Origin of the sequence: Achromobacter sp. B7 (assembly GCF_003600685.1) — a bacterium.
GTDB lineage: Bacteria > Pseudomonadota > Gammaproteobacteria > Burkholderiales > Burkholderiaceae_B > Achromobacter > Achromobacter spanius_B.
In genome coordinates this window covers 903,141-924,727 of the sequence record NZ_CP032084.1, presented here as the reverse complement: position 1 = coordinate 924,727, position 21,587 = coordinate 903,141, and the positions used below count along the sequence as shown (strand labels likewise).

18 protein-coding genes are annotated in these 21,587 nt (G+C 66.3%); 13 read left to right on the top strand and 5 right to left on the bottom strand.

Annotation, left to right across the window (positions count from 1 at the left end):
• The first annotated feature begins 68 nt into the window (after positions 1-68).
• Genes pdxH through purU form a run of 4 tightly spaced genes read left to right on the top strand, consistent with a single transcriptional unit; the run spans position 69 to position 3,268 of the window.
• Positions 69-698: a pyridoxamine 5'-phosphate oxidase gene (pdxH, locus tag DVB37_RS04140; RefSeq protein WP_120153957.1), complete on the top strand. Its 630-nt coding sequence runs from the start codon at positions 69-71 to the stop codon at positions 696-698.
• A 39-nt stretch (positions 699-737) separates the two neighbouring features.
• Positions 738-1,262 carry a flavin reductase family protein gene (locus DVB37_RS04135; protein ID WP_046807882.1) on the top strand — a complete coding sequence of 175 codons (525 nt, stop codon included), beginning with the start codon at positions 738-740 and terminating at the stop codon, positions 1,260-1,262.
• Positions 1,259-2,368 (top strand): NAD(P)/FAD-dependent oxidoreductase, encoded by a 1,110-nt coding sequence (locus DVB37_RS04130; protein WP_046807881.1) that lies wholly within the window; start codon positions 1,259-1,261, stop codon positions 2,366-2,368. Before DVB37_RS04135 ends, DVB37_RS04130 begins: the two co-directional genes overlap by 4 nt.
• 45 nt (positions 2,369-2,413) lie before the next feature.
• On the top strand, positions 2,414-3,268 hold the full coding sequence (gene purU, locus DVB37_RS04125; protein ID WP_046807880.1) for a formyltetrahydrofolate deformylase: 855 nt from the start codon (positions 2,414-2,416) through the stop codon (positions 3,266-3,268).
• A gap of 3 nt (positions 3,269-3,271) precedes the next feature.
• On the opposite strand, the gene DVB37_RS04120 is transcribed toward purU, so the two are convergent.
• Positions 3,272-4,189: a LysR family transcriptional regulator gene (locus tag DVB37_RS04120; RefSeq protein ID WP_120153954.1), complete on the bottom strand. Its 918-nt coding sequence runs from the start codon at positions 4,187-4,189 to the stop codon at positions 3,272-3,274.
• A 114-nt stretch (positions 4,190-4,303) separates the two neighbouring features.
• On the opposite strand from DVB37_RS04120, the gene DVB37_RS04115 reads away from it, so the two are divergent.
• The 4 genes from DVB37_RS04115 to DVB37_RS04100 all read left to right on the top strand — a co-directional run bounded on the left by DVB37_RS04115 (position 4,304) and on the right by DVB37_RS04100 (position 9,708).
• Positions 4,304-6,019, top strand: a complete 1,716-nt coding sequence (locus DVB37_RS04115) for an acyl-CoA dehydrogenase family protein (protein WP_120157386.1) — start codon at positions 4,304-4,306, stop codon at positions 6,017-6,019.
• A 52-nt stretch (positions 6,020-6,071) separates the two neighbouring features.
• Complete coding sequence (locus DVB37_RS04110) at positions 6,072-7,055, top strand: tripartite tricarboxylate transporter substrate binding protein (protein WP_104143494.1); 984 nt, start codon at positions 6,072-6,074, stop codon at positions 7,053-7,055.
• Between the two features lie 12 nt (positions 7,056-7,067).
• Positions 7,068-8,204, top strand: coding sequence for a CaiB/BaiF CoA-transferase family protein (locus tag DVB37_RS04105; RefSeq protein ID WP_104143492.1), 1,137 nt, complete (start codon positions 7,068-7,070; stop codon positions 8,202-8,204).
• Positions 8,205-8,301: 97 nt separating this feature from the next.
• Entirely contained in the window at positions 8,302-9,708 is a 1,407-nt protein-coding gene (locus tag DVB37_RS04100) for an APC family permease (protein ID WP_104143491.1), read from the top strand.
• Positions 9,709-9,841: 133 nt separating this feature from the next.
• Here DVB37_RS04100 and ggt read toward each other — a convergent pair whose 3' ends face one another.
• On the bottom strand, positions 9,842-11,608 hold the full coding sequence (gene ggt / locus DVB37_RS04095; protein ID WP_120153952.1) for a gamma-glutamyltransferase: 1,767 nt from the start codon (positions 11,606-11,608) through the stop codon (positions 9,842-9,844).
• A 114-nt stretch (positions 11,609-11,722) separates the two neighbouring features.
• Here ggt and DVB37_RS04090 point away from each other — a divergent pair, with 114 nt between their 5' ends.
• On the top strand, positions 11,723-12,628 hold the full coding sequence (locus tag DVB37_RS04090) for a LysR family transcriptional regulator (RefSeq protein WP_104143488.1): 906 nt from the start codon (positions 11,723-11,725) through the stop codon (positions 12,626-12,628).
• A gap of 227 nt (positions 12,629-12,855) precedes the next feature.
• On the opposite strand, the gene DVB37_RS04085 is transcribed toward DVB37_RS04090, so the two are convergent.
• The gene (locus DVB37_RS04085; protein WP_046806457.1) at positions 12,856-13,848 is read right to left on the bottom strand and encodes a tripartite tricarboxylate transporter substrate binding protein BugE; all 993 of its coding nucleotides are present in this window, start codon (positions 13,846-13,848) and stop codon (positions 12,856-12,858) included.
• Between the two features lie 245 nt (positions 13,849-14,093).
• On the opposite strand from DVB37_RS04085, the gene DVB37_RS04080 reads away from it, so the two are divergent.
• A complete protein-coding gene (locus tag DVB37_RS04080; protein WP_104143486.1) occupies positions 14,094-14,993 on the top strand; it encodes an AEC family transporter in 900 nt (299 codons plus the stop codon).
• A gap of 159 nt (positions 14,994-15,152) precedes the next feature.
• Here the strand turns inward: DVB37_RS04080 and fumC are convergent, their stop codons facing one another.
• Complete coding sequence (gene fumC, locus DVB37_RS04075) at positions 15,153-16,547, bottom strand: class II fumarate hydratase (RefSeq protein WP_104143485.1); 1,395 nt, start codon at positions 16,545-16,547, stop codon at positions 15,153-15,155.
• A gap of 162 nt (positions 16,548-16,709) precedes the next feature.
• Here fumC and tsaE point away from each other — a divergent pair, with 162 nt between their 5' ends.
• Together tsaE and DVB37_RS04065 are read left to right on the top strand one after the other, a co-directional pair.
• Positions 16,710-17,249 carry a tRNA (adenosine(37)-N6)-threonylcarbamoyltransferase complex ATPase subunit type 1 TsaE gene (tsaE, locus tag DVB37_RS04070; protein ID WP_104143484.1) on the top strand — a complete coding sequence of 180 codons (540 nt, stop codon included), beginning with the start codon at positions 16,710-16,712 and terminating at the stop codon, positions 17,247-17,249.
• Entirely contained in the window at positions 17,177-18,559 is a 1,383-nt protein-coding gene (locus tag DVB37_RS04065; RefSeq protein WP_162941154.1) for an N-acetylmuramoyl-L-alanine amidase, read from the top strand. Before tsaE ends, DVB37_RS04065 begins: the two co-directional genes overlap by 73 nt.
• A gap of 123 nt (positions 18,560-18,682) precedes the next feature.
• On the opposite strand, the gene DVB37_RS04060 is transcribed toward DVB37_RS04065, so the two are convergent.
• Positions 18,683-19,318, bottom strand: a complete 636-nt coding sequence (locus DVB37_RS04060; protein ID WP_082134590.1) for a VTT domain-containing protein — start codon at positions 19,316-19,318, stop codon at positions 18,683-18,685.
• A 102-nt stretch (positions 19,319-19,420) separates the two neighbouring features.
• Between DVB37_RS04060 and mutL the strand changes: the two genes are divergently transcribed.
• Positions 19,421-21,586 (top strand): DNA mismatch repair endonuclease MutL, encoded by a 2,166-nt coding sequence (gene mutL / locus DVB37_RS28600; protein WP_240434035.1) that lies wholly within the window; start codon positions 19,421-19,423, stop codon positions 21,584-21,586.
• Position 21,587 lies beyond the last annotated feature (1 nt).

Genomic DNA, 21,587 nt, shown 5'->3' with positions numbered 1-21,587 from the left:
GGGTCAAAGGGCGGGTGGTGGTGCGGGCGGTATAAACTCCCTGTTATCCACCCTGAATCCCCATCCTCATGTCCGTCTCCGATCTGCGTCAAAGCTACGAAAAGAACGTCCTGTTGGAAAACCAGGCCGCCGCCTCGCCGTTCGAGCAATTTACCCGCTGGTTCGACGAAGCCCTGGCCGCCAAGGTGCCCGAGCCCAACGCGATGACGTTGGCCACGGTCGACGCAAGCGGCCAGCCCAGCGCCCGCATCGTCCTCATCAAGGGCTTTGACGAACGCGGCTTCACGTTCTTCACCAACTACGAGTCCCGCAAGGGGCAAGACCTGTTGGCCGAGCCGCGCGCCAGCCTGCTGTTTTTCTGGCAGCCCCTGGAACGCCAGGTCCGGATTGAGGGCGTGGTGGAAAAAGTGGCGCCCGAAGAGTCGGACGCCTACTATCACAGCCGCCCCGCCGGTTCGCGCATCGGCGCCTGGGCTTCGCCCCAGAGCCAGCCCATTACCCGTGAAGCGCTGGAAGCCCGTGAAAAGGAATTCCGCGAACGCTTCGGCGAGCAGCCGCCGCGTCCGCCGCACTGGGGCGGTTACCGCTTGAAGCCCACCACCATCGAATTCTGGCAAGGCAGGCCGTCGCGCCTGCACGACCGCCTGCGCTACGTCGCGGACGGCCCGGCCTGGAAGATCGAACGCCTGTCGCCCTGATGTCGGGCGCGTTTGCGCGCCCGCCCAATTACCGATTGCATGCCCGCCTCCTCCCCTGATTTTGACGCCGCTTTTTTCCGCACCGCGCTGGGCCGCTACGCCACCGGCGTAACGGTCGTGACGGCCGCCGGGCTTGATGGCGCCCCCATCGGCCTGACGGTCAGCTCGTTCAACTCGGTGTCGCTGAACCCGCCGCTGATCCTGTGGAGCCTGTCGCGCTCGTCGTCCTCGCTGGCGGCGTTCGAACAGTGCGAGCGCTACGTGGTCAACGTCCTGAGCGCCGAGCAGATCGCGCTGGCGCGCCGCTTCGCCACGGGCAAGACGCCCGACCGCTACGCCGGCCTGACGGTGCATTACGCGCCAGGCGGCACCCCGATGCTGGACGGCCATTGCGCCGCCTGGTTCGAATGCCGCAACCGCAGCCGCTACGAAGAAGGCGACCACATCATCATGGTGGGCGAAGTGGAACGCTGCGGCCACAGCAACGAACCGCCGCTGGTGTTTCACGCCGGCGGCTTTGACCTGACGCCCGCGGGCAGCCGGTCCGAAAGGAAGACGCCATGAGCGTGGACGTAGATTGCGTCGTCATCGGCGCGGGCGTCGTGGGGCTGGCCGTGGCCCGCGCGCTGGCGCAAGCCGGCCGCGAAGTGCTGGTGACCGAAGCCACCGAAGCCATCGGCACCGGCACCAGCTCGCGCAATTCCGAAGTGATCCACGCCGGTATCTATTACCCGGCGGGCAGCCTGAAGGCGCGCCTGTGCGTGCGCGGCAAGCACCTTCTGTACGCGTACTGCGCCGAACGCGGCGTGCCGCACAAGCGCCTGGGCAAGCTGATCGTGGCCACCGACCGCGATCAGGCGGCCCAGCTTGAGGGCATCGCCCAGCGCGCGCGCGCCAACGGCGTGGACGATTTGCAGTTCATTTCCGGCGAAGAAGCCATGCGCCTGGAGCCCGCACTGCAATGCACCGCCGCGCTGGTGTCGCCATCCACCGGCATCGTCGACAGCCATGCCCTGATGCTGTCATTCCAGGGCGACGCCGAAAATGCCGGCGCGCAGTGTGTCTTTCACACGCCACTGGTGTCCGGCCGCGTGCGCCCCGAAGGCGGCTTCGAACTGCAATTCGGCGGCGACGAAGCCATGACGCTGACCTGTAACGTGCTGATCAATTCAGCCGGGCTGCAAGCGCCCGCGCTGGCCCGCCGCATCGACGGCGTGCCGCCCGCCACCATTCCGACCGATTACCTGTGCAAGGGCAGCTACTTCACGCTGGCCGGCCGCGCGCCCTTCACGCGCCTGATCTACCCCGTGCCGCAACACGCCGGCCTGGGCGTGCACCTGACGCTGGACATGGGCGGCCAGGCCAAGTTCGGACCCGATACCGAATGGATCGGCACCGAAGACTACACACTGGACCCGGCGCGCGCCGACGTGTTCTACGACGCGGTGCGCAGCTACTGGCCAGCGCTGCCGGACCATGCGCTGGCGCCCGGCTACACCGGCATCCGGCCCAAGATCTCGGGCCCGCACGAACCCGCCGCCGACTTCGTCATTGCCGGCCCCGCCGTGCATGGCGTGCCCGGGCTGGTGAACCTGTTCGGCATTGAATCTCCCGGGCTGACCTCCAGCCTGGCCCTGGCGGAAGAAACCCTGGCGCGCCTGAGCGCCTGATTCCGCCCATCCCCTTTTCTCCTTACCTCGGCCTATTCCCGCACCATGCAGCACAACGACTACATCCTGACCCTGTCCTGCCCTGACCGCACCGGCATCGTCTACCGCGTCAGCGGCCTGTTGTTCGAATTGGGTTGCAACATCCTGGATTCGCAGCAATTCGGCGACGAGGAAACGGGCCAGTTCTTCCTGCGCGTGCACTTTGACCTGCCCGTGGCCGTGAACCCCGACGACCTGCGCGGCCGCCTGGATACGCTGTCGGCGGACTACGGCATGGACCTGAAGCTACATGACGCGCGCCGCAAGCAGCGCCTGTTGATCATGGTCAGCAAGCAGGGCCATTGCCTGAACGACCTGCTGTTTCGCGTGCATAGCGGGCATTTGCACGCCGAAGTGGCGGCCATCGTGTCCAACCACAACGACTACGCCAGCCTGGCGGCGTCCTACGGCATCCCGTTCCATTACCTGCCCGTCACGGCCGACACGAAGGCCGAGCAGGAAAAGCAGGTATTGCAGATTGCCGACCAGTCCAACACCGACCTGGTGGTGCTGGCCCGCTACATGCAGATCCTGTCGGCGGATATGTGCCGCGCGCTGAACGGCCGCGCCATCAACATCCACCACAGCTTCCTGCCCAGCTTCAAGGGCGCGCGCCCGTATCACCAGGCGCACGCGCGCGGGGTGAAGATCATCGGCGCCACCGCTCATTACGTGACGTCGGACCTGGACGAAGGCCCAATCATCGATCAGGACATCGAACGCGTGGACCACACCATGACGGCGGCCGACCTGACGCAAGTGGGCAGCGATATTGAATCGCTGGTGCTGTCGCGCGCGGTGCGCAGCCATGTCGAACACCGCATCTTGCTGAACCGCAACAAAACCGTCGTGTTCCGCTGATCGTCAATCCGCCTGCTGGGCCACCGCCGGCGTGGCCGGCGGAAACTGGCGCGTCACCAGCGCCATGGCCCGATGCTGCAAAGGCGACTGCGCGCCGGCTTGCCAGATCACCTGGCTGACCGAGCGCGCCGCGTGTTCGAACGCAATGAAGCGCGTGCCGGCCAGCCCGCTGCGCGACAGGCAGAACGGCACGATCGACACGCCCAGCCCCTGCGACACCAGCGACGCCACGCTAAGCCAATGCCGCACTTCGTGGCGGACCACCGGCATGAAGCCGGCCGCCACGCACATCGACAACACGGTTTCGTAATAGCTGGGTGAGGCCGCGCGGGCGAAGAAGACGAAGTCATCGCCCGCCAGGTCGGCCAGCCGCAACGACGCGCGCGCGGCCAGCGGGTGAGAATCGGGCAGGCACACCACAAAAGGTTCGGCGATCAGGTCACGCGCCAGCACCTCTTCGGGCACCGGGTTGGCATGGATGAACCCCAGGTCCTGTTCCCCGCGCCGCACGGCTTCGATCTGCTCGTGCGAGTTCAGCTCGGTCAGCACGTGCTCCACGTCGGGCAGTTCGGCGCGCATGGCGTTCAGCAGCACCGGCAGGCCGCGATACAGCATCGACCCGACGAAGCCGATGCGCAGCCGGCCGCGCAGGCCCGCGTCCACCCGCTGCACCAGTGTGCGCACTTCCTCGGCCTGCCGCAGCAACGTCAGCGCCTCGCGATACAACACGTGGCCGGCGTCGGTCAGTTCCACATGGCGGCTGGTGCGGGCAAGCAGGCGCGCGCCCACGTTGTCTTCCAGCTGGCGGATGGCGTAGCTGAGCGGCGGCTGCGAGATATGCAGGCGGGTGGCGGCACGGCTGAAATGGCGCTCTTCGGCCACCGCGATGAAGTAGCGCAACAGGCGCGGGTCCAGATCCATGGTCTCCCCCTATCTATATTTTTTATGGATTGTTCTACACCAAAACGGTATTTGCATAGATTAATCTACCCGCGCAACATCGGCCATCTTCCCGATTTTTCGCAGGATGCCGCCATGGACGCCCCCGCCCGCCCCAATCCCGCCGTTGCCACTTCCGCCGCCTCCACCCCGGTGCCGGATTCACGCGGGCTGAACCTGTTCACTGCCGACCCCTACGCCGCCACGCTCAGCCGGCGCTACCTGCCCGCACCGCTGCACGCCCACCTGCTGCCCCACCTGGAACGCCTGGGCGGCCTGGCCGGAGGCGTGATGGACGAACTGGCCGCCACGGCGGACAAGCATCCGCCCACGCTGTCGGTGCGCAGCCGGGCCGGGGCCGACGAATCGCGGGTGGACAAGCACCCCGCCTATGTGGAACTGGAACGGCTGGCGTACAGCGAATTCGGCTTGGCCGCGCTGTCGCATCGCGGCGGCGTGCTGGGCTGGCCCGAACCCATGCCGGCCGCCGCCAAGTACGCGTTGAGCCATTTGTTCGTGCAAGCGGAATTCGGCCTGTGCTGCCCGGTCAGCATGACCGATTCGCTGGCGCGCACGCTGCGCAAGTTCGGCGACCCGGCGCTGGTGGAACGCGTGCTGCCGCAAGTGACCACGCAGGATTTCGACGCGTTGCGCCAAGGCGCCATGTTCATGACGGAACAAGGCGCGGGCTCGGACGTCAGCGCCACCGAAGTCACCGCCGACCTGCAAGCGGACGGCAGCTGGCGCATCCACGGCGACAAGTGGTTCTGCTCGAATCCCGACGCGGGTTTTGCGATGGTGCTGGCGCGCAGCGAAACCGCGCCCGGCCTGAAAGGCGTCTCGCTGTTCCTGTTGCCGCGCGACTTGGCCGACGGCAGCCACAACCACTACCGCATCCTGCGTCTGAAAGACAAGCTGGGTACGCGGTCCATGGCCAGCGGCGAAATCCGGCTGGAAGGCGCCGTGGCCTGGCTGGTGGGCGAGCGCGGCCGGGGCTTCAAGCACATGGCCGACATGATCAATAACTCGCGCTTGTCCAACGGCATGCGCGCGGCCGGGCTGATGCGCCGCGCGGTGACCGAAGCGATCTTCGTATCGCAGCAGCGCCGCGCCTTCGGCAAGCGCCTGATCGACATGCCGCTGATGCAACGCCAGCTGGTCAAGATGACGGTCTGGGCCGAGCAGGCGCGCAGCGTCATGTTCCAGACGGCGCGCGCGCTGGCCGACGCTGACCAGGGCATGGCCGACCCGGCGCTGGCGCGCATCCTGACCCCGCTGATCAAGTTCCGCGCCTGCCGCGACGCACGCAAGGTGACGGGCGACGCGATGGAAGTGCGCGGCGGCTGCGGCTATATCGAAGAATGGACCGAGCCGCGCCTGGTGCGCGACGCGCATCTGGGATCCATCTGGGAAGGCACTAGCAACATCGTCGCGCTGGACGTGCTGCGCGCCATCAGGAAAGAAAATTCGCTGCCCGCGCTGCGCGCCCATATCGACCAGCTGCTGGCAGACGGCGCGCCCTGCCCGCCCGCGCTGGCCGCGTTGCAGGCCGACGCGCTGGCCAAGACCTTTGCGCTGGCCGAGCACGCCGCCATGGGCGACCACGCCGAACTGGCCCGCCAGGCGGCGTCCCTGCTTTACCACGCCGTGTCCATGGCCGCCTTGCGCTGGGAAGCCACGGACGCGGGCATGCAAAGCCGTGCGCAACTGGCCGACCAGGTGCTGTTGCACCGCCTGGCGCCGCGCGACCCCTACGCCATTCCCCCCAACGAAAGCGCCGCCTGCCAGGCCATCTTGCAGTACGCGCTGTAATCCGCGACGCCGGCGGCACAGCCGGCGCGCCCCCCTCACAGGAGACACCACCATGAAACGCCTATTTGCCCCCTTGCTGCTGGCCGTGGCCACCACCGTGGCGCCCGCCGCGCCCGCGCTGGCGGCCGATGCTTACCCCAGCGCCAAACCCATCACGTTGATCGTGCCGTTCCCGCCGGGCGGACCCACCGACGCCATGGCGCGCCGCCTGGCCGAAAAACTGCGTGAACCGCTCAAGCAGAACGTCATCGTGGAAAACCGCAGCGGCGCGGGCGGCAACATCGGCTCGGAATACGTGGCGTCGGCCAAGCCCGACGGCTACACGATCCTGTTCGGCACGTCCGGCCCGCTGGCCATCAACGTCAGCCTTTACAAGAAGCAGGGCTACAACCCCGAGACCAGCTTCGCGCCGATCATCCGCCTGGGGCACCTGCCCAACATCCTGGTCGTGAACCCGTCGGTGCCGGTCAACAACGCCAAAGAGCTCATTGCGTACGCCAAGCAGAATCCGGACAAGCTCAGCTACGCCTCGTCGGGCAACGGCGCGTCATCGCATCTGGCCGGCATTCTGTTCAACCAGATGGCCGGCACCAAGATCATGCACATCCCGTACAAGGGCACCGGCCCGGCGCTGAACGATCTGCTGGGCGGGCAGGTATCGATGTCATTCACCGACATCCTGACCGCGCTGCCTTACATCAAGGCCGGCAAGCTGCGCGCCATCGGGCTGGCCAGCGCGCAACGCTCTGACGCATTGCCCGACCTGCCCACCTTGTCCGAGCAAGGACTGACGGGCTACGACGTCAGCGTCTTCTTCGGCATCGTGGCGCCCAAGGGCACGCCGGCCGATGTGGTCGATACCTTGAACCGCGCGTTCAAGACGGCGCTGTCGGACCCGGCCATCGAACAGACGCTGCGTTCGCAAGGCATCGTTGCCGCGCAGGACCAGACGCCGCAAGGCCTGGCCGCGTTCATCACCACCGAAGTCCCCAAGTGGCGCGAGCTGATCAAGAGCGCCAACGTTTCCATCGACTGAAGCAGACCACCCATGGCCCCTACCCTACCGAACGCCGGCGCGCTTGCCGGCTGCAAAGTCATCGACCTGTCGCGCGTGCTGGGCGGCCCGTATTGCACGCAGATCCTGGCCGACCACGGCGCCGACGTGTTGAAGATCGAACCGCCGGGCGGTGATGAAACGCGCGGCTGGGGGCCGCCTTTCCTGGGCGACACGGCTTCGTACTTCATCGGCGTGAACCGCAACAAGGAAGGCATGACGCTGGACCTGTCGCAACCGGCGGGCCAGGAACTGCTGCGCCATCTGCTGGCCGACGCGGACGTGCTGGTCGAGAACTTCAAGCCCGGCACGTTGGAAAAATGGGGCCTGGGGTTTGACACGTTAAGCCAGGCGTTTCCCAAGCTGGTGCATTGCCGCGTCAGCGGGTTCGGCGCCGATGGCCCGTTGGGCGGCTTGCCCGGCTACGACGCCTGCGCGCAAGCCATGTGCGGCCTGATGAGCGTGAACGGCGAAGCCGACGGCGACGCCACGCGCGTGGGCTTGCCGGTGGTGGACATGGTGACTGGCTTGAACGCCGCCGTCGCCATCCTGCTGGCGCTGAACGAACGCCATCGCAGCGGCCTGGGCCAGTTCCTGGACATCACTTTGTACGACTGCGCGCTGTCGCTGTTGCATCCGCACGCCGCCAATTTTTTCTACAGCGGCAAGGTGCCCAAGCGCAGTGGCAACGCGCATCCGAACATCGCGCCTTACGAAACGCTGCCCACCGCCAGCGGCCCGATCTTCCTGGCCGTGGGCAACAACCGGCAGTTTGCATTGATGGCGCAGGTGCTGGACGCGCCGACACTTGCCGCCGACCCGCGCTTTGCCACCAACGCCGATCGCCTGCAAAACCGCCAGGCCTTGCGCGACGCCTTGTCCGACCTGCTGGCGCCGCAACACGCCGCGCCATTGGCCGACCGCCTGCTGCGCGCGGGCGTGCCCGCCGCGGCGGTGCAGACGGTGGACGAGGCGCTGGCGCACCCGCACACGCGCCATCGCGGCATGGTGGTGGAACAGGGCGACTACAAGGGGGTGGGCTCGCCCATCAAGCTGTCGCGCACGCCCGCTACCTTGCGCAAGCTGCCGCCCGCGCTGCAAGAGGCGCCATCAACGAATACCAACAACTAAGACATTTCGTTGCACCGCTGTAGCAACGGCTGCTACGTCCTCCCCTTAGACTTTTCGGGTCGCCTCCCGCGAGTCAAAGAAAGAGGAGAAAAAGAAGATGGCTACAACCGATGTAAAAGCCCCATCGCAATCGGAAAACGCGCCGCTCAAGCGCGTGATGGGCCCCAAGCTGCTGTTGCTGTTCATTGTTGGCGACATCCTGGGCACAGGCGTTTATGCATTGACCGGCCAGGTCGCCGCCGAAGTTGGCGGCGCGGCCTGGCTGCCCTTCCTGGTGGCCTTTGCCATCGCGCTGCTGACCGCGCTGTCCTACCTGGAACTGGTCACCAAGTACCCCAAGGCGGCCGGCGCGGCGCTGTATGTGCACAAGGCGTTCGGCGTGCACTTTTTGACCTTCATCGTCTGCTTCACCGTCATGTGTTCGGGGCTGACATCGGCGGCCACGGCGTCCCAGGCGTTCGCCGCGAACCTGTTCGCCGCGTTCGGCATCAAGGCCGAGAAGACCTGGATCACGTTCGGCGCGCTGGGCTTCATGCTGCTGGTGATGCTGGTGAACCTGCGCGGCGCGGCCGAAAGCGTGAAGGCAAACGTGGTGCTGACGCTGATCGAGCTGTCGGGCCTGCTGATGGTGATCTTGCTGGGCTTTTATGCCATCGCCGGCGGGCAAGCGGATTTCTCGCGCGTGGTGGCGTTCGACACGCCCGAAGATAAAAGCGTGTTCCTGGCCGTCACGTCGGCTACCGCGTTGGCGTTCTTCGCGATGGTCGGGTTCGAGGACTCGGTCAACATGGCCGAGGAAACGCACGAGCCCAGCCGCATTTTTCCCAAGGTGATGTTGACGGGGCTGGGCATTACGGCCGTGATCTACGTGCTGGTGTCGATCTGCGCGGTGGCGCTGGTGCCGGTGGGCGAACTGGCCAAGAGCTCGACGCCGCTGGTGCTGGTGGTCAAGCGCGCCGCCCCGGGCCTGCCGGTGGAATACATCATGCCGATCATCTCGATGTTTGCCGTGGCGAATTCGGCGCTGATCAATATGATGATGGCCAGCCGCCTGCTGTACGGCATGTCGCGCCAGGGCGTGCTGCCGGCCTTTCTGGCGCACGTGCATCGCAAGAACCAGACGCCGTGGACGGCCATTCTGTTCACGACCGTGCTGGCCTTCGGCCTGATCATCCTGGTGTCGCTGGCCGACTCCGAAGCCATCCGCGCGTTGGGCGGCACCACGGCGCTGCTGTTGCTGGGCGTGTTCGCCTTCGTCAACGTGGCGGTGCTGGTCCTGCGCCGCGACAAGGTCAAGCATCAGCACTTCACGATCAATCGCATCGTGCCGTGGCTGGGCGCGGCGGCGTGCCTGTTCATGGTGACCCCGCTGACCGGGCGCGACGTCATCCAATATCAGGTGGCGGGTTGGTTGCTGCTGCTGGGCGTGGTGATGTGGGGCGTGACGTACGTGGCGCACCGCAAGGAAGCGCGCATGGAGATCGACCCGGCCTCGCTGGATTGAGGCGGCATTGCGGGGTCGCGGGACCGTTTGATCGGACGTCACAGCGTCGATCAGGCGGGGCGGCAACGCATGGGCCTTGCCTGAAATGGGCGGGTGCGCATCGCGCCCCGCCTTCCTGCCGCCCCGGGCGGTTTCAACCGCCCTTTGCCAGCCCTTCGCGGCGCGGGTCCGCGCCCCCTTGCAAGCCCTGCGCATCGATCACGATGCCGTGTATCCCGCTGGGAAATTCGGTGATGCGCACCGGGTGGCCCATGGCTTCCAGCGCGGGCGCCAGCGCCTCCAGCGCAGTCCCCTTTTCCAGTTCGGTTTCCTTGTTGCGGCTGCCCATGTTGGGCAGCGCGATGGCGGCCTGCATGTCCAGCCCCCAATCCAGCACGCCCACGATGGTCTTGGCCACATAGTTGATGATGGCGCTGCCGCCGGGCGATCCCACCAGCATGAAGGGCTTGCCGTCACGCAGCACGATCATGGGCGCCATCGAGCTGCGCGGCCGTTTGCCCGCTTCGACGCGGTTGGCCACGAGCCGGCCTTCGGGGTCCTTGAATGACGAAGAAAAATCCGTCATTTCGTTGTTCAGCAAAAAGCCGCGCACGAAGATCTTGCTGCCGAACTCGCTTTCGATGGTGGTCGTCATGGACAGCGCGTTGCCCTTGGCGTCCACCGCGACCAGGTGGCTGGTGGACGGCACTTCCAGCGCGTTGTCGCGGCCCAGGGTCAGCAGCTTGCCTTCGGGGTCGCCGGGCAGGGCCACCTTCATGCTGCGGTCGGGCGGAATCAACGCCCCGCGCGCGCGCAGATAGGCCGGATCCAGCAGCGCGCGCACCGGCACGTTGACGAAGTCCGGATCGGCCACGTAGAAGTCGCGGTCGGCAAAGGCCAGCCGGCCCGCCTCGGAAAAATAATGCACGGCCTGCACGGAACCGGGCGTGTAGGTGGCGACCGGATACTGTTCCAGCTCGCCCAACATCTGCAACACCGCGATGCCGCCGCTGCTGGGCGGCGCCATGCCGCACAACTGGTAGCCGCGATACGGCCCGCACACCGGGTCGCGCGTCTTGGCGCGGTAGTTGGCCAGGTCCGCCAGAGTCAGGTCGCCCGGCTTGGCGTGGCCATGCACGGCGGCCACGATGTCGCGCGCGATGTCACCCTGGTAGAACGCATCGGCGCCCTGCTTGGCCACGGCGCGCAGCGTGCGCGCGAATTCGGGATTTTTCAGCACATGGCCTACCGGCCAGGGCGCGCCGTCGGGCGCGTAGAAATACGCCGCGGCGGCGGCCTGCGTGGGCAGCGCCTTGTTGCCGGCCAGCAGCGTGTGCAGGCGGGGCGACACGGCAAAGCCCTGTTCGGCCAGGTCGATGGCGGGCTGGAACAGGTCGGCCCAGGGCAGGACGCCCGCTTCTTTGTGGGCCAGTTCCAGGCCGCGCAACAAGCCCGGCACCCCCACCGACATGCCGTTGTTGACGGCCTGCGCAAACGGCAGCGGCTTGCCGTCGGCGTCCAGGAAACGGTCGGGGCGCGCGGCGGCGGGCGCGGTTTCGCGGCTGTCGACCGTCTGGATGCGCCCGGACTTGGCCGAATACCACACGATGAAGGCGCCGCCGCCGATACCCGACGATTGGGGCTCGACCAGGTTCAGCACCAGCTGCGTCGCGATGGCGGCGTCGATCACCGAGCCGCCCTTGCGCAGCATGGCATCGCCCGCCTCGGTAGCCAGCGGGTTGGCCGACACCATCATGTAATGCTTGGCGCGAACCAGTTCGCGCGCCTTGGCGCCGCTGGCGGCTTCGGGGTTGATGTCTTCGGTGGCCGGCGTGCGGGCCCAGGCGGCCGGGACGGGGGCCATGCTGGCCGTCAGGGTGGCGGCAAGCAAGATGGCGGCGGCGTGGCGGCAAGCGCGCATGGTGAGCTCCAGGGTGGCGCCGGGTGTCCGGCAGGCGTCCATGATGATCGGCCAGCGGGTCGCGCGCCGTCAACCGCTTAGAATCGCGGTTCCGGTCCCCTATCCTGTCCTGCCATGCGCCTGCGCCACATCGAAATCTTCGAAGCGATCCGTCGTACCGGTTCCCTGACCGAGGCGGCCGCCGCGCTGCATATCTCGCAGCCGGCCGCCAGCAAGCTGCTGGCGCACGCCGAGGCGCAGCTGGGCTTCAAGCTGTTTGATCGCGTCAAAGGCCGGCTGGTGGCCACGCGAGAAGCCGAGATCCTGACGCCCGAGGTCGCGCGGTTGAACCAGGACCTGAACAGCGTGCGCCGGCTGGTCGCCAACCTGCGCGACCGGCCGCATGGGCATTTGCGGCTGGGCTGCGCCCCCGCGCTGGGTCTGGGCCTGCTGCCGGGCGTGGTGCGCGACAGCCGCGACGCGCAGCCCGGCATCACGTTCGACATCCACACGCATCACAGTGCGGAACTCGTGCAAGGCCTGCTCACGCGCGAGCTGGACCTGGCCATTACCTTCGACACCAACGACTATCCCGGCCTGACGCGCACCGGCCTGGGCCACACCGAGCTCGTGCACCTGAGCCGTCGGCCGGCCACGGGGCCCATGCGCCTGGCCGAACTGGCCGATCCCACCGGTGAAACGCTGATCGTGCTGGATGCGGGCGATGCGTCCGGCGCGTTGCTGCAAATGGCGCTGGACGCACAGGGGCTGGCGCCGCAAGTCTCCATCCAGGTGCAAACGCATTACGTGGCCTGCGCGCTGGTGGACGCGGGTTGCGGCGACGCCATTGTCGACGCCATCACCGCGCAGGCCATGTTGCGTCCCGGCATGAGCCTGCGCCGCCTGGAGCCCGCGCTGCGCGTGCCGATCAGCATCATGGTGCGCAACCAGGACCCTTTGTCGGCGCTGCATGCTGACCTGATCGAGCGGCTGCGCGCGGCCTGCGCCGCCCGCGTGGCGTCCTTGGATGTGGCGGGGTAGTTCGGGTAAATGGAGTAGCTGAAGCAGCTGGAGCAGCTGGAGCAGCTGGGCCGACGTTGCAAGGCTGGCCGCGCGCGCATCCGGCCGCCGTCGTGTCGCCGTCGTGTCGCCGTCGTGTCGCCGTCGTGCCGGCATCACTGCACGGCATAAAAAAAAACGGGCGCCCGTCAGGGCGCCCGTCTCATTTCAGCATCAGGAACCGGCTAGGCAGCCAGCCCCAAGCCGGATCAATCCAGCTTGATGTTCTGCTTCTTCACCACGTCTTGAGCCCAGTCGAACTGCTCTTTGATTTCCTTGGCGAACTCTTCAGGCGTGTTGCCCGACGGCGCCGAGCCCTGGTCGTCCAGCGCCTTGATGACCTTCGGGTCCTTCAAGGCCACGACGGCAGCGTCACGCAGCTTGTTCACGACCTCCATCGGCGTGCCCTTGGGGGCCAGCAGGCCGTACCAGACCGGCTGGTTCAGCACCGGGAAGCCGGCTTCCTTGAACGTGGGCACGCCCTTGACGGCGGGAATCTGCTCGGGCCAGGCGATGGCCATGGCGTTCAGCTTGCCCGCCTGGATCTGCGGCATCGAGGACGGCAGGTTGTCGAACAGGATTTCGATCTGGCCGCCGACGGCGTCGGCCACGGCCGGGCCCGAACCCTTGTACGGCACGTGCACGATGTCGGTGCCCGTGGCCATCTTGAACGATTCGCCCATCAAGTGCAGCACGCCGCACGTGCCCGAGCTGCCATACGAGTACTTGCCGGGGTTCTTCTTCAGTTCTTCGATGAAGCCCTTGAAGTCCTTGGCGGGGAACTTCGGATTCACGGCAACCACGTTCGCCGTGTTGGCGAAGTTGGTGACCGGCTGGAAGTCCTTGATCGGGTCGTACGGCAGGTCCTTCGGACGGCAGGCCGGGTTGACGGCCATGGTCGAGACCGTGGCGATCGACAGCGTGTAGCCGTCGGCATCGGCGCGCGCGGCTTCAGAGGCACCGATGGCGCCACCCGCGCCACCCTTGTTTTCCACGACCATCGGCTGGCCAAGTTCCTGGCTCATGCGTTGCGTCACGAGGCGCGCGATGATGTCGGTGGAACCGCCGGGCGCGAACGGAACGATCACGCGGATAGGCTTGCTGGGGTACTTGTCGGCGGCATGCGCGACGGAGGCGCCAAGCGTGCCGGCGGCGCCGGTAGCCAAAGCGATAGCAACGGCCAGGGAGCGAACTTTATTCATAGGTGTGTTTCCTCCAAGAGTGCGAGCCCGTATGTAAACGGACCGTTTTGAGATGGTCTCCGCCTGTGGACGGGCCAGCAGATAACGGTGGGAGCGCATTGCTTCTGTGCAGCGTGTGTGGCGCTGCTTTTATAAGGTGCTTGTGGCAGACGCGCCCGCCAGAATGACGGAGAATAGCAGCAAATGCTTACACCCGCATAGCGTGCCGATCCCCGGTCAACGCGCTGTTAAAACACCCTTTCCTCATGTCGGTCGCCTTCCTGGTTTTCCCTGATTTCATGCTGGTCGCGCTCGGTTGGGCGCTGCGTCACAAGCTGGGTTTTTCGCGCGAGTTTTTTGCGGGCACCGAGCGTCTCGTCTACTTCGTCCTGTTCCCCGCGCTGCTGTTCCAATCCATTCTGCGCACGCCCATCACCGCGGGCAACGCGGCCATGTTGCTACAGGCCACGGCGGCGGTGGTGGTGGCCGGCGTGGCGATGGCGTGGCTGGCCGGCTGGGTGTTGCGGCCGTCGTCGGTGGGGCTGGCGTCGTCGGCCCAGTGCGGGTACCGCTTCAACACGTATATCGGCCTGGCGCTGTCGGCAAGCCTTGCCGGCACGCAGGGCCAGACGGTGATGGCGCTGATCGTCGGCTTTGCCGTGCCCATGGCCAATGTGGCCGCGGTCTATGGCCTGGCGCGCCACAACGGCGGCAATCTGCTGCGCGAACTGGCGCGCAACCCCCTGGTCGTGTCCACGCTGGTTGGACTGGCATGCAACCTGGCGGGCCTGCACCTGCCCGGCCCCGTCGACACGGTGCTGGGGCGGCTGGGCGCGGCGGCGCTGGCGCTGGGGATTATTTGCGTAGGCGCCAGCCTGGCATGGGAAGGCGGCAAGGGTTACGGCACGTTGATCGCCTGGATGCTGGCCGTGAAACTGGTCGCGCTGCCCGCCGTGGCGCTGGGCGTGGCGATGCTGCTGGGCCTGCCGCCGCTGGAAGCGCGCATGCTGCTGCTGTTCGCGGCGCTGCCGACGGCCTCGGCCGCTTATGTACTGGCCATGCGCATGGGGGGTGACGGGCGCATGGTGGCGGTGCTGATATCGCTGGGCACGCTGTTCTCGGCGGTGACGATACCGATGTGGCTGCTGCTGGCCGGGCAGCCCTGATCCGACGAAAAAAAGGCTGCCGGGTCGGGCAGCCTTGTGGGGCTTGGGCTGGGCTTGGGCTTGTGCTTGGGCTTGGGCCTGGGCTTGGGCCTGGGCTTGGGCTTGGGCTTGGGCTTGGGCTTGGGCTTGGCCCTGTGCTTGAGCCCTGTCCCCAGACGTTTACGACTTGTGCGCGTTGGTCATGGACCCGGGCACCACCCACTCGGCGAACTGCGCTTCGGTCACGTAACCCAGCGCCAGCGCCGACTCCTTCAGCGACAAGCCTTCCTTGTGCGCCTTCTTGGCAATCTGCGCGGCCTTGTCGTAACCGATGTGCGGGTTCAGCGCCGTCACCAGCATCAGTGACCGGTCGACCAGTTCAGCGATGCGCTCGTGGTTGGGTTCGATGCCGGCCGCGCAATGCGCGTTGAAGCTGGCCATGCCGTCCGTCAGCAGGCGCACCGATTGCAGGAAGTTGTGGATCACCAGCGGCTTGAACACGTTCAGTTCGAAGTTGCCGCTGGCGCCGCCGATATTGATGGCGACGTCGTTGCCCAAGACCTGCGCGGCCAGCATGGTGACGGCTTCGCACTGCGTGGGGTTGACCTTGCCCGGCATGATCGAGCTGCCCGGCTCATTTTCCGGAATGCTGATTTCGCCCAGGCCCGAACGCGGGCCGCTGGACAGCCAGCGCACGTCGTTGGCAATCTTCATCAGCCCGGCCGCCAGCGACTTCAACGCGCCGTGCGCGAACAGCAAGGCCTCGTGCGAGGCCAGTGCCTGGAATTTGTTGGGCGCCGACACAAAGGCCGTGCCGGTGGCATGCGCCAGATCGGCCGACACCTTGGCGCTGAATTCGGGATGCGCGTTCAGGCCCGTGCCCACCGCCGTGCCGCCAATGGCCAACTGATGCAGGCCGGGCAGCGTGGCGCGGATCTGCTGTTCAGCCAGATCCAGCTGCGCCACATAGCCGGACAGTTCCTGGCCCAGCGTCAAGGGCGTGGCGTCCTGCAAGTGCGTGCGGCCGATCTTGACGATGTCATAGAAGGCAGCGCTTTTCTCGGCCAGCGTGGCCCGCAACTGCTTCAGCGAGGGCAGCAGATGATGTTCGACTTCGACGGCGGCGGCCACGTGCATGGCGGTCGGGAACGTATCGTTGGACGACTGGCCGCGGTTGACGTGGTCGTTCGGGTGCACCTTGCGCTCTTCGCCGCGCACGCCGCCTAGCAGTTCCGACGCGCGATTGGCCAGCACTTCATTCATGTTCATGTTGCTTTGCGTGCCCGACCCCGTCTGCCAGACCGACAGCGGAAATTCGTTGGGCCACTTGCCGGCGATGACTTCGTCGGCCGCGCGAATGATGCCGTCGGCGATCTTCGGGTCCAGCTCACCAAGCTCGGCATTGACCTTGGCGGCCGCCCGCTTCAGGCGCGCCATGGCGTTGACCAGCGGGACAGGCATCTTTTCCGTGGAAATCGCGAAAAAATGCAGCGAACGTTGCGTTTGGGCGCCCCAGAGGTGATCCTCGGGGACTTCGATCGGCCCAAACGTGTCTTTTTCGATGCGGGTCTTCATGGCGCGTACAACTCCGTGGCGGCTGACAGTCGCAAAACGCGGCGTCGGCCGCAAGCGACTTATTGAGAATGAAAATCACTAAATAGATTAGCAGAAACCCGCATTCCTATAATTGCGGAAATCCGAAATCCCTCCACCGTTTTTTACCACTCGCCCCGCGCCATGTCCGCCCCTCTTTGCAGCCTGACCTTGCACCTGCCCGACGAAGCCGCCACGGAATCGCTGGCGCGGCAGCTTGCCCCGTTGGTTTCCGGGGGACAGACCGGGCCCGCCGGCGCCTGCATACACCTGCAAGGCGACCTTGGCGCGGGCAAAACGGCCTTCACCCGCGCCCTGTTGCGCGAATGCGGCATCACCGGCCGAATCAAAAGTCCCAGCTACGCGCTGCTTGAATCCTATAAAGTTTCTAACTTATACTTCTATCATCTTGATTTTTATAGATTTAGTGATTCGCGCGAATGGTTGGACGCAGGATTTCGGGATTTACTGCGTGAAGACGCGGTGGTTTTGATCGAATGGCCGGAGCGGGCCGAGGGCCTTTTGCCCCCGCCCGACTTGCTGATTTCCCTGGCTTATGCCGATGAGGGCCGCGACGCCACCCTGACCGCGTACACCGCACGAGGACAAACATGGTTGAACGCGATTGTCCCCCCGCCGAAGACGGCGCCCTTCCCTCGGCAGGCGCCACCCGACGACGCCTGATCAGCGTCGCCGCCACTCTGCTCGTCTTGCCGGTCCTGCCGCGTCTGGCGCAGGCGGCAACGATCCTGGCCGTACGTACCTGGCCGGCCGACGAATACACCCGGGTCACGCTGGAGCTCGATAGCGAGCTGAAGGCGGAACAATTCACGCTTGAAAATCCCCATCGGCTGGTCGTGGATATCGAGGGACTGACCCTTAGCGCGGCCTTGAACGACCTGGTCTCCAAGGTCCGCCCCGACGACCCCTATATCCAAAGCCTGCGCGTGGCGCAGAACCGCCCGAACGTGGTGCGGCTGGTGTTCGACCTGAAGCAGCCCGTGGCGCCGCAGGTATTCACGCTCAAGCCCGTGGCCGACTACCAGTACCGCCTGGTGCTGGACCTGTATCCGAAGATCGCCCAGGACCCGCTGGTGGCGATCCTGAACAAAAGCGGCCCCGACGTCGACGACCCCCTGGCGCGCATCCTGGAAGACATCCAGCGCAACCCGGTTACGCGGGCCGACCCGCCCGAGCCGCCGCGCGTGCGCGGCCAGCAGCCGGCCCCGCCCCTGCCCACCGCGCCCAAGTCGCCCCCGGCCACCGCCGGCCGTGGCAAGCAGCGCATGCTGACCATCGCGCTTGATCCCGGCCACGGCGGCGAAGATCCCGGCGCCATCGGCAGCAGCGGCCTGCGCGAAAAAGACGTGGTGCTGCGCATCGCCCGGCGCCTGAAAGCGCTGATCGACAGCCAGCCCTACATGCGCGCCTACCTGACCCGCGACGACGATTATTTCGTGCCGCTGCATGTCCGCGTGCAAAAGGCCCGCCGCGTGCATGCCGACCTGTTCATCTCGATCCATGCCGATGCCTGGGTCAAGCCGTCGGCCAACGGCTCGTCGGTGTTCGCGCTGTCGCAACGTGGCGCGTCCAGCGCGCAGGCGCGCTGGATGGCCGACAAGGAAAACGCGGCCGACTTGATCGGCGGCGTCAACTTGGGCAGCCACGACCGTCAGGTGGCCAAGGTGCTGCTGGACTTGTCCACCACCGCGCAGATCAACGATTCGCTCAAGGTGGGCAACGCCTTCCTGGACGAAATCAAGAAGATCAACCGCCTGCACAAGAACAGCGTCGAGCAGGCCGGCTTTGCCGTGCTGAAGGCGCCGGACATCCCTTCGGTGCTGGTCGAAACCGCCTTCATCAGCAACCCACAGGAAGAAGCCCTGTTGCGCAGCAATTCGCACCAGGACAAACTGGCGCAAGCCATGATGACCGGCATTCAACGCTACTTCACGGCCAACCCCCCGCTGGCGCGTCTGGGCGACGTCAGCTGAACCCGCCGGCGTAACCCCCAACAACCGCAACAACGGTCGGGATAAAAAAAGGGCGATGCGCTTGATGGCGCATCGCCCTTTTTTCGACCCCGCGCAGCGTTGCGCGGGGTGGCCCTTGGGCTGTTACGCCCGGCGTGACTTGATGAGCTTGAACACGCCCGCGCCCACCACGGGCACGATGGCGGCGGCCAGGCCCAGCAGGACGATGGTGTTCAGGTGTTCGCGCACCAGCGGGATGTTGCCGAAGAAATAACCGGCCGCCACCAGGCTGATCACCCAGAACAGGGCGCCCAGGATGTTGAACATCTGGAAGCGCGACATCGACATATCGGCCACGCCCGCCACGAAGGGCGCGAACGTGCGCACAACGGGAATGAAGCGCGACATGACGATCGTCTTGCCGCCGTGCTTTTCGTAGAACGCGTGCGTGCGCATCAGCGCGCCCCGGTCCAGAAAGCGCAAGTTCATGGAGAACACTCGCGGGCCGATGTAGCGCCCTATCATGTAGTTCAGCGTGTTTCCGGAAATGGCGGCCACGATCAGCAGCACGGCCATCAACACCGGGTCGATATGCCCCGTGGCGCCGAATGCGCCCGCGATGAACAGCAGGGAATCGCCGGGCAGGAACGGCAACACGACCAAGCCGGTCTCGGCGAATACGATCAGGAACAGCACCAGGTACACCCACACGCCATATTGCGCGACCCAGACGCCCAGCGTCTTGTCGATGTGGAGGACCATATTGAAAAATTCGAGCATTCAGCGGCCTGGAAGTCGGAAGGAAGGTTAAACCTTCGCGACTATAGCCCACCGGCCCATGACGCTAAAATCGTCCACACAGCACCATCAGACTTAAGCCTAATGACAGAACGCCGTTCCATTCTTGCGCTTCCCGACCTGTTGATCAGCCAGATTGCCGCTGGCGAAGTCATCGAGCGGCCCGCCTCCGTGCTCAAGGAAATTCTTGAGAACGCCATCGATGCGGGCGGCCGCGCCATTGAAGTGCGCCTGGAAGGCGGCGGCATCCGCCGCATTGCCGTCACGGACGACGGCGGCGGCATTCCGCCCGACGAGCTGCCGCTGGCGCTGGCGCGTCACGCCACCAGCAAGATCCGCTCGCTGAACGAACTGGAATCGGTGGCGTCGATGGGATTTCGGGGCGAGGCCCTGGCGTCGATTGCCTCGGTGGCCCAGGTGACCATCATTTCGCGCACCCGCGACGGCGAGCATGCCTGGCAGATCGATGCGGGCAGCATGCAGGTCAGCCCCGCTTCCGGCCCACCCGGCACCACCGTGGACGTGCGCCAGCTGTTCGACGCCGTGCCGGCGCGGCGCAAATTCCTGCGGTCCGAGGCCACCGAATTCGGCCATTGCGTTGACGCGATGGAACGCATCGCGCTGGCGCATCCGCAGATTGCGTTCCGCCTGTTTCACCATGATCGCGCGCAGCGGCAATGGTTGCCGGCCGAGCCGCCCCAGCGCATCCGCGACGTGCTGGGCGCGGAATTCGCCGAGCACGGGCTGCTGCTGTCGCACTCGGTCGGCACGGTGAGCTTGGCCGGGATGATCACCCGCCCGACCGCCGCCCGCGCCCGCGCCGACCGCCAATACCTGTACGTAAACGGCCGCTACGTGCGCGACCGCACGGTCAGCCACGCGCTGCGCGCCGCCTACGCCGACGTGCTGCACGGCGACCGCCAACCCGCGTACGTGCTGTTCCTGGACATAGACCCGGCCGCCGTGGACGTGAACGTGCACCCGGCCAAACACGAAGTCCGCTTCCGCGATAGCGGCGCGGTGCACCGTTTTGTGTCGCACGCCGTGGGCCAGACGCTGGCGCAGACGGGCGGCTCGTCCGCCGTCACGCCTTCGCGGCAGGAGCAGGAGGAAGACGGCGGCTTTGAGACCGTGGCGTCGGCTACGGCGGCAGGGGGCTCCGGTTCTGGCTTGGGTTCGGGTTCTGGCTTGGCGGCCGGTTCGGGCTTGGGTTCCGGCTCGGGCTTGGGTTCCGGCTCGGGCTTGGGGGCCGGCTCGGGCTTGGGGGCCGGCTCGGGCTTGGGGGCCGGTTCAGTTTCCGGATCGGGTTCCGGATCGAGCTTGGCTTCTGGGTCGGGCTTCGGCGCCGGTGCCGATGCCGGTCACACTGCCGTCGCGGACGCCGCCTCCGCCCACGCACGCACTCAGGACGGCCACGGTGCCTCCGGTACCGCGCCGAACGCCCTTCGCCCCGGCTACACCGGCCAGAACGCCGCCTACGGCGTGCGTCCGTCGCCCGCGCCGCAACGCGCTCACACCCAGGTGCCGTTCCGCCTGCATAGCGAGCCCGCCGGCATCCCCGCCGCCGACTGGCAATCCCTGTATCGCCCCCTGAACGACGATACGGCCGCCCAGGTCACGCCGGTCAGCGAGCCCCGGCCCGCGCCCTCCTTGCCCATGGACGAGGAACACCCGCTGGGCATGGCGCTGGCGCAACTGCACGGCATCTACATCCTGGCGCAGAACCGCCGGGGCATGGTGCTGGTGGACATGCACGCCGCGCACGAGCGCGTCGTCTACGAACAGCTCAAGCAGGCGTTGGACGCGCGCAGCCTGCCGCGCCAGGACCTGCTGGTGCCGGTGGTGTTCCACGCCCAGGAAAAAGACGTGGCGCTGATCGAGGAATTTGAAGAGCAGCTCAGCGAGCTGGGTTTCGAGATGCGCCCTTCCGGCCCCACGTCCATCGCCGTGCGCTCGGTGCCCGCCATCCTGGCGCGCGGCGATATCGAAACGCTGGCACGCGCGGTGTTGCGTGACCTTGGCGCCGTGGGCGTATCGCGCCTGTTGACCGAACAACGCAACGAACTGCTGTCCACCATGGCGTGCCACGGATCGGTGCGCGCCAACCGCAGATTGACCGTCGAAGAAATGAACGGGCTGCTGCGCCAGATGGAAGCCACCGAACGCGCCGACCAGTGCAACCACGGCCGCCCGACCTGGGTGCAATGGTCGGTGTCCGACCTGGACAAGCTCTTTCTGCGCGGACAATAAG

Excerpts from the sequence above, each read along its gene's own strand:
- pdxH (WP_120153957.1), top strand. The coding sequence starts at position 69 with ATGTCCGTCTCCGATCTGCGTCAAAGCTACGAAAAGAACGTCCTGTTG.
- DVB37_RS04135 (WP_046807882.1), top strand. The coding sequence starts at position 738 with ATGCCCGCCTCCTCCCCTGATTTTGACGCCGCTTTTTTCCGCACCGCG.
- DVB37_RS04130 (WP_046807881.1), top strand. The coding sequence starts at position 1,259 with ATGAGCGTGGACGTAGATTGCGTCGTCATCGGCGCGGGCGTCGTGGGG.
- purU (WP_046807880.1), top strand. The coding sequence starts at position 2,414 with ATGCAGCACAACGACTACATCCTGACCCTGTCCTGCCCTGACCGCACC.
- DVB37_RS04120 (WP_120153954.1), bottom strand. The coding sequence starts at position 4,189 with ATGGATCTGGACCCGCGCCTGTTGCGCTACTTCATCGCGGTGGCCGAA.
- DVB37_RS04115 (WP_120157386.1), top strand. The coding sequence starts at position 4,304 with ATGGACGCCCCCGCCCGCCCCAATCCCGCCGTTGCCACTTCCGCCGCC.
- DVB37_RS04110 (WP_104143494.1), top strand. The coding sequence starts at position 6,072 with ATGAAACGCCTATTTGCCCCCTTGCTGCTGGCCGTGGCCACCACCGTG.
- DVB37_RS04105 (WP_104143492.1), top strand. The coding sequence starts at position 7,068 with ATGGCCCCTACCCTACCGAACGCCGGCGCGCTTGCCGGCTGCAAAGTC.
- DVB37_RS04100 (WP_104143491.1), top strand. The coding sequence starts at position 8,302 with ATGGCTACAACCGATGTAAAAGCCCCATCGCAATCGGAAAACGCGCCG.
- ggt (WP_120153952.1), bottom strand. The coding sequence starts at position 11,608 with ATGCGCGCTTGCCGCCACGCCGCCGCCATCTTGCTTGCCGCCACCCTG.
- DVB37_RS04090 (WP_104143488.1), top strand. The coding sequence starts at position 11,723 with ATGCGCCTGCGCCACATCGAAATCTTCGAAGCGATCCGTCGTACCGGT.
- DVB37_RS04085 (WP_046806457.1), bottom strand. The coding sequence starts at position 13,848 with ATGAATAAAGTTCGCTCCCTGGCCGTTGCTATCGCTTTGGCTACCGGC.
- DVB37_RS04080 (WP_104143486.1), top strand. The coding sequence starts at position 14,094 with ATGTCGGTCGCCTTCCTGGTTTTCCCTGATTTCATGCTGGTCGCGCTC.
- fumC (WP_104143485.1), bottom strand. The coding sequence starts at position 16,547 with ATGAAGACCCGCATCGAAAAAGACACGTTTGGGCCGATCGAAGTCCCC.
- tsaE (WP_104143484.1), top strand. The coding sequence starts at position 16,710 with ATGTCCGCCCCTCTTTGCAGCCTGACCTTGCACCTGCCCGACGAAGCC.
- DVB37_RS04065 (WP_162941154.1), top strand. The coding sequence starts at position 17,177 with ATGGTTGAACGCGATTGTCCCCCCGCCGAAGACGGCGCCCTTCCCTCG.
- DVB37_RS04060 (WP_082134590.1), bottom strand. The coding sequence starts at position 19,318 with ATGCTCGAATTTTTCAATATGGTCCTCCACATCGACAAGACGCTGGGC.
- mutL (WP_240434035.1), top strand. The coding sequence starts at position 19,421 with ATGACAGAACGCCGTTCCATTCTTGCGCTTCCCGACCTGTTGATCAGC.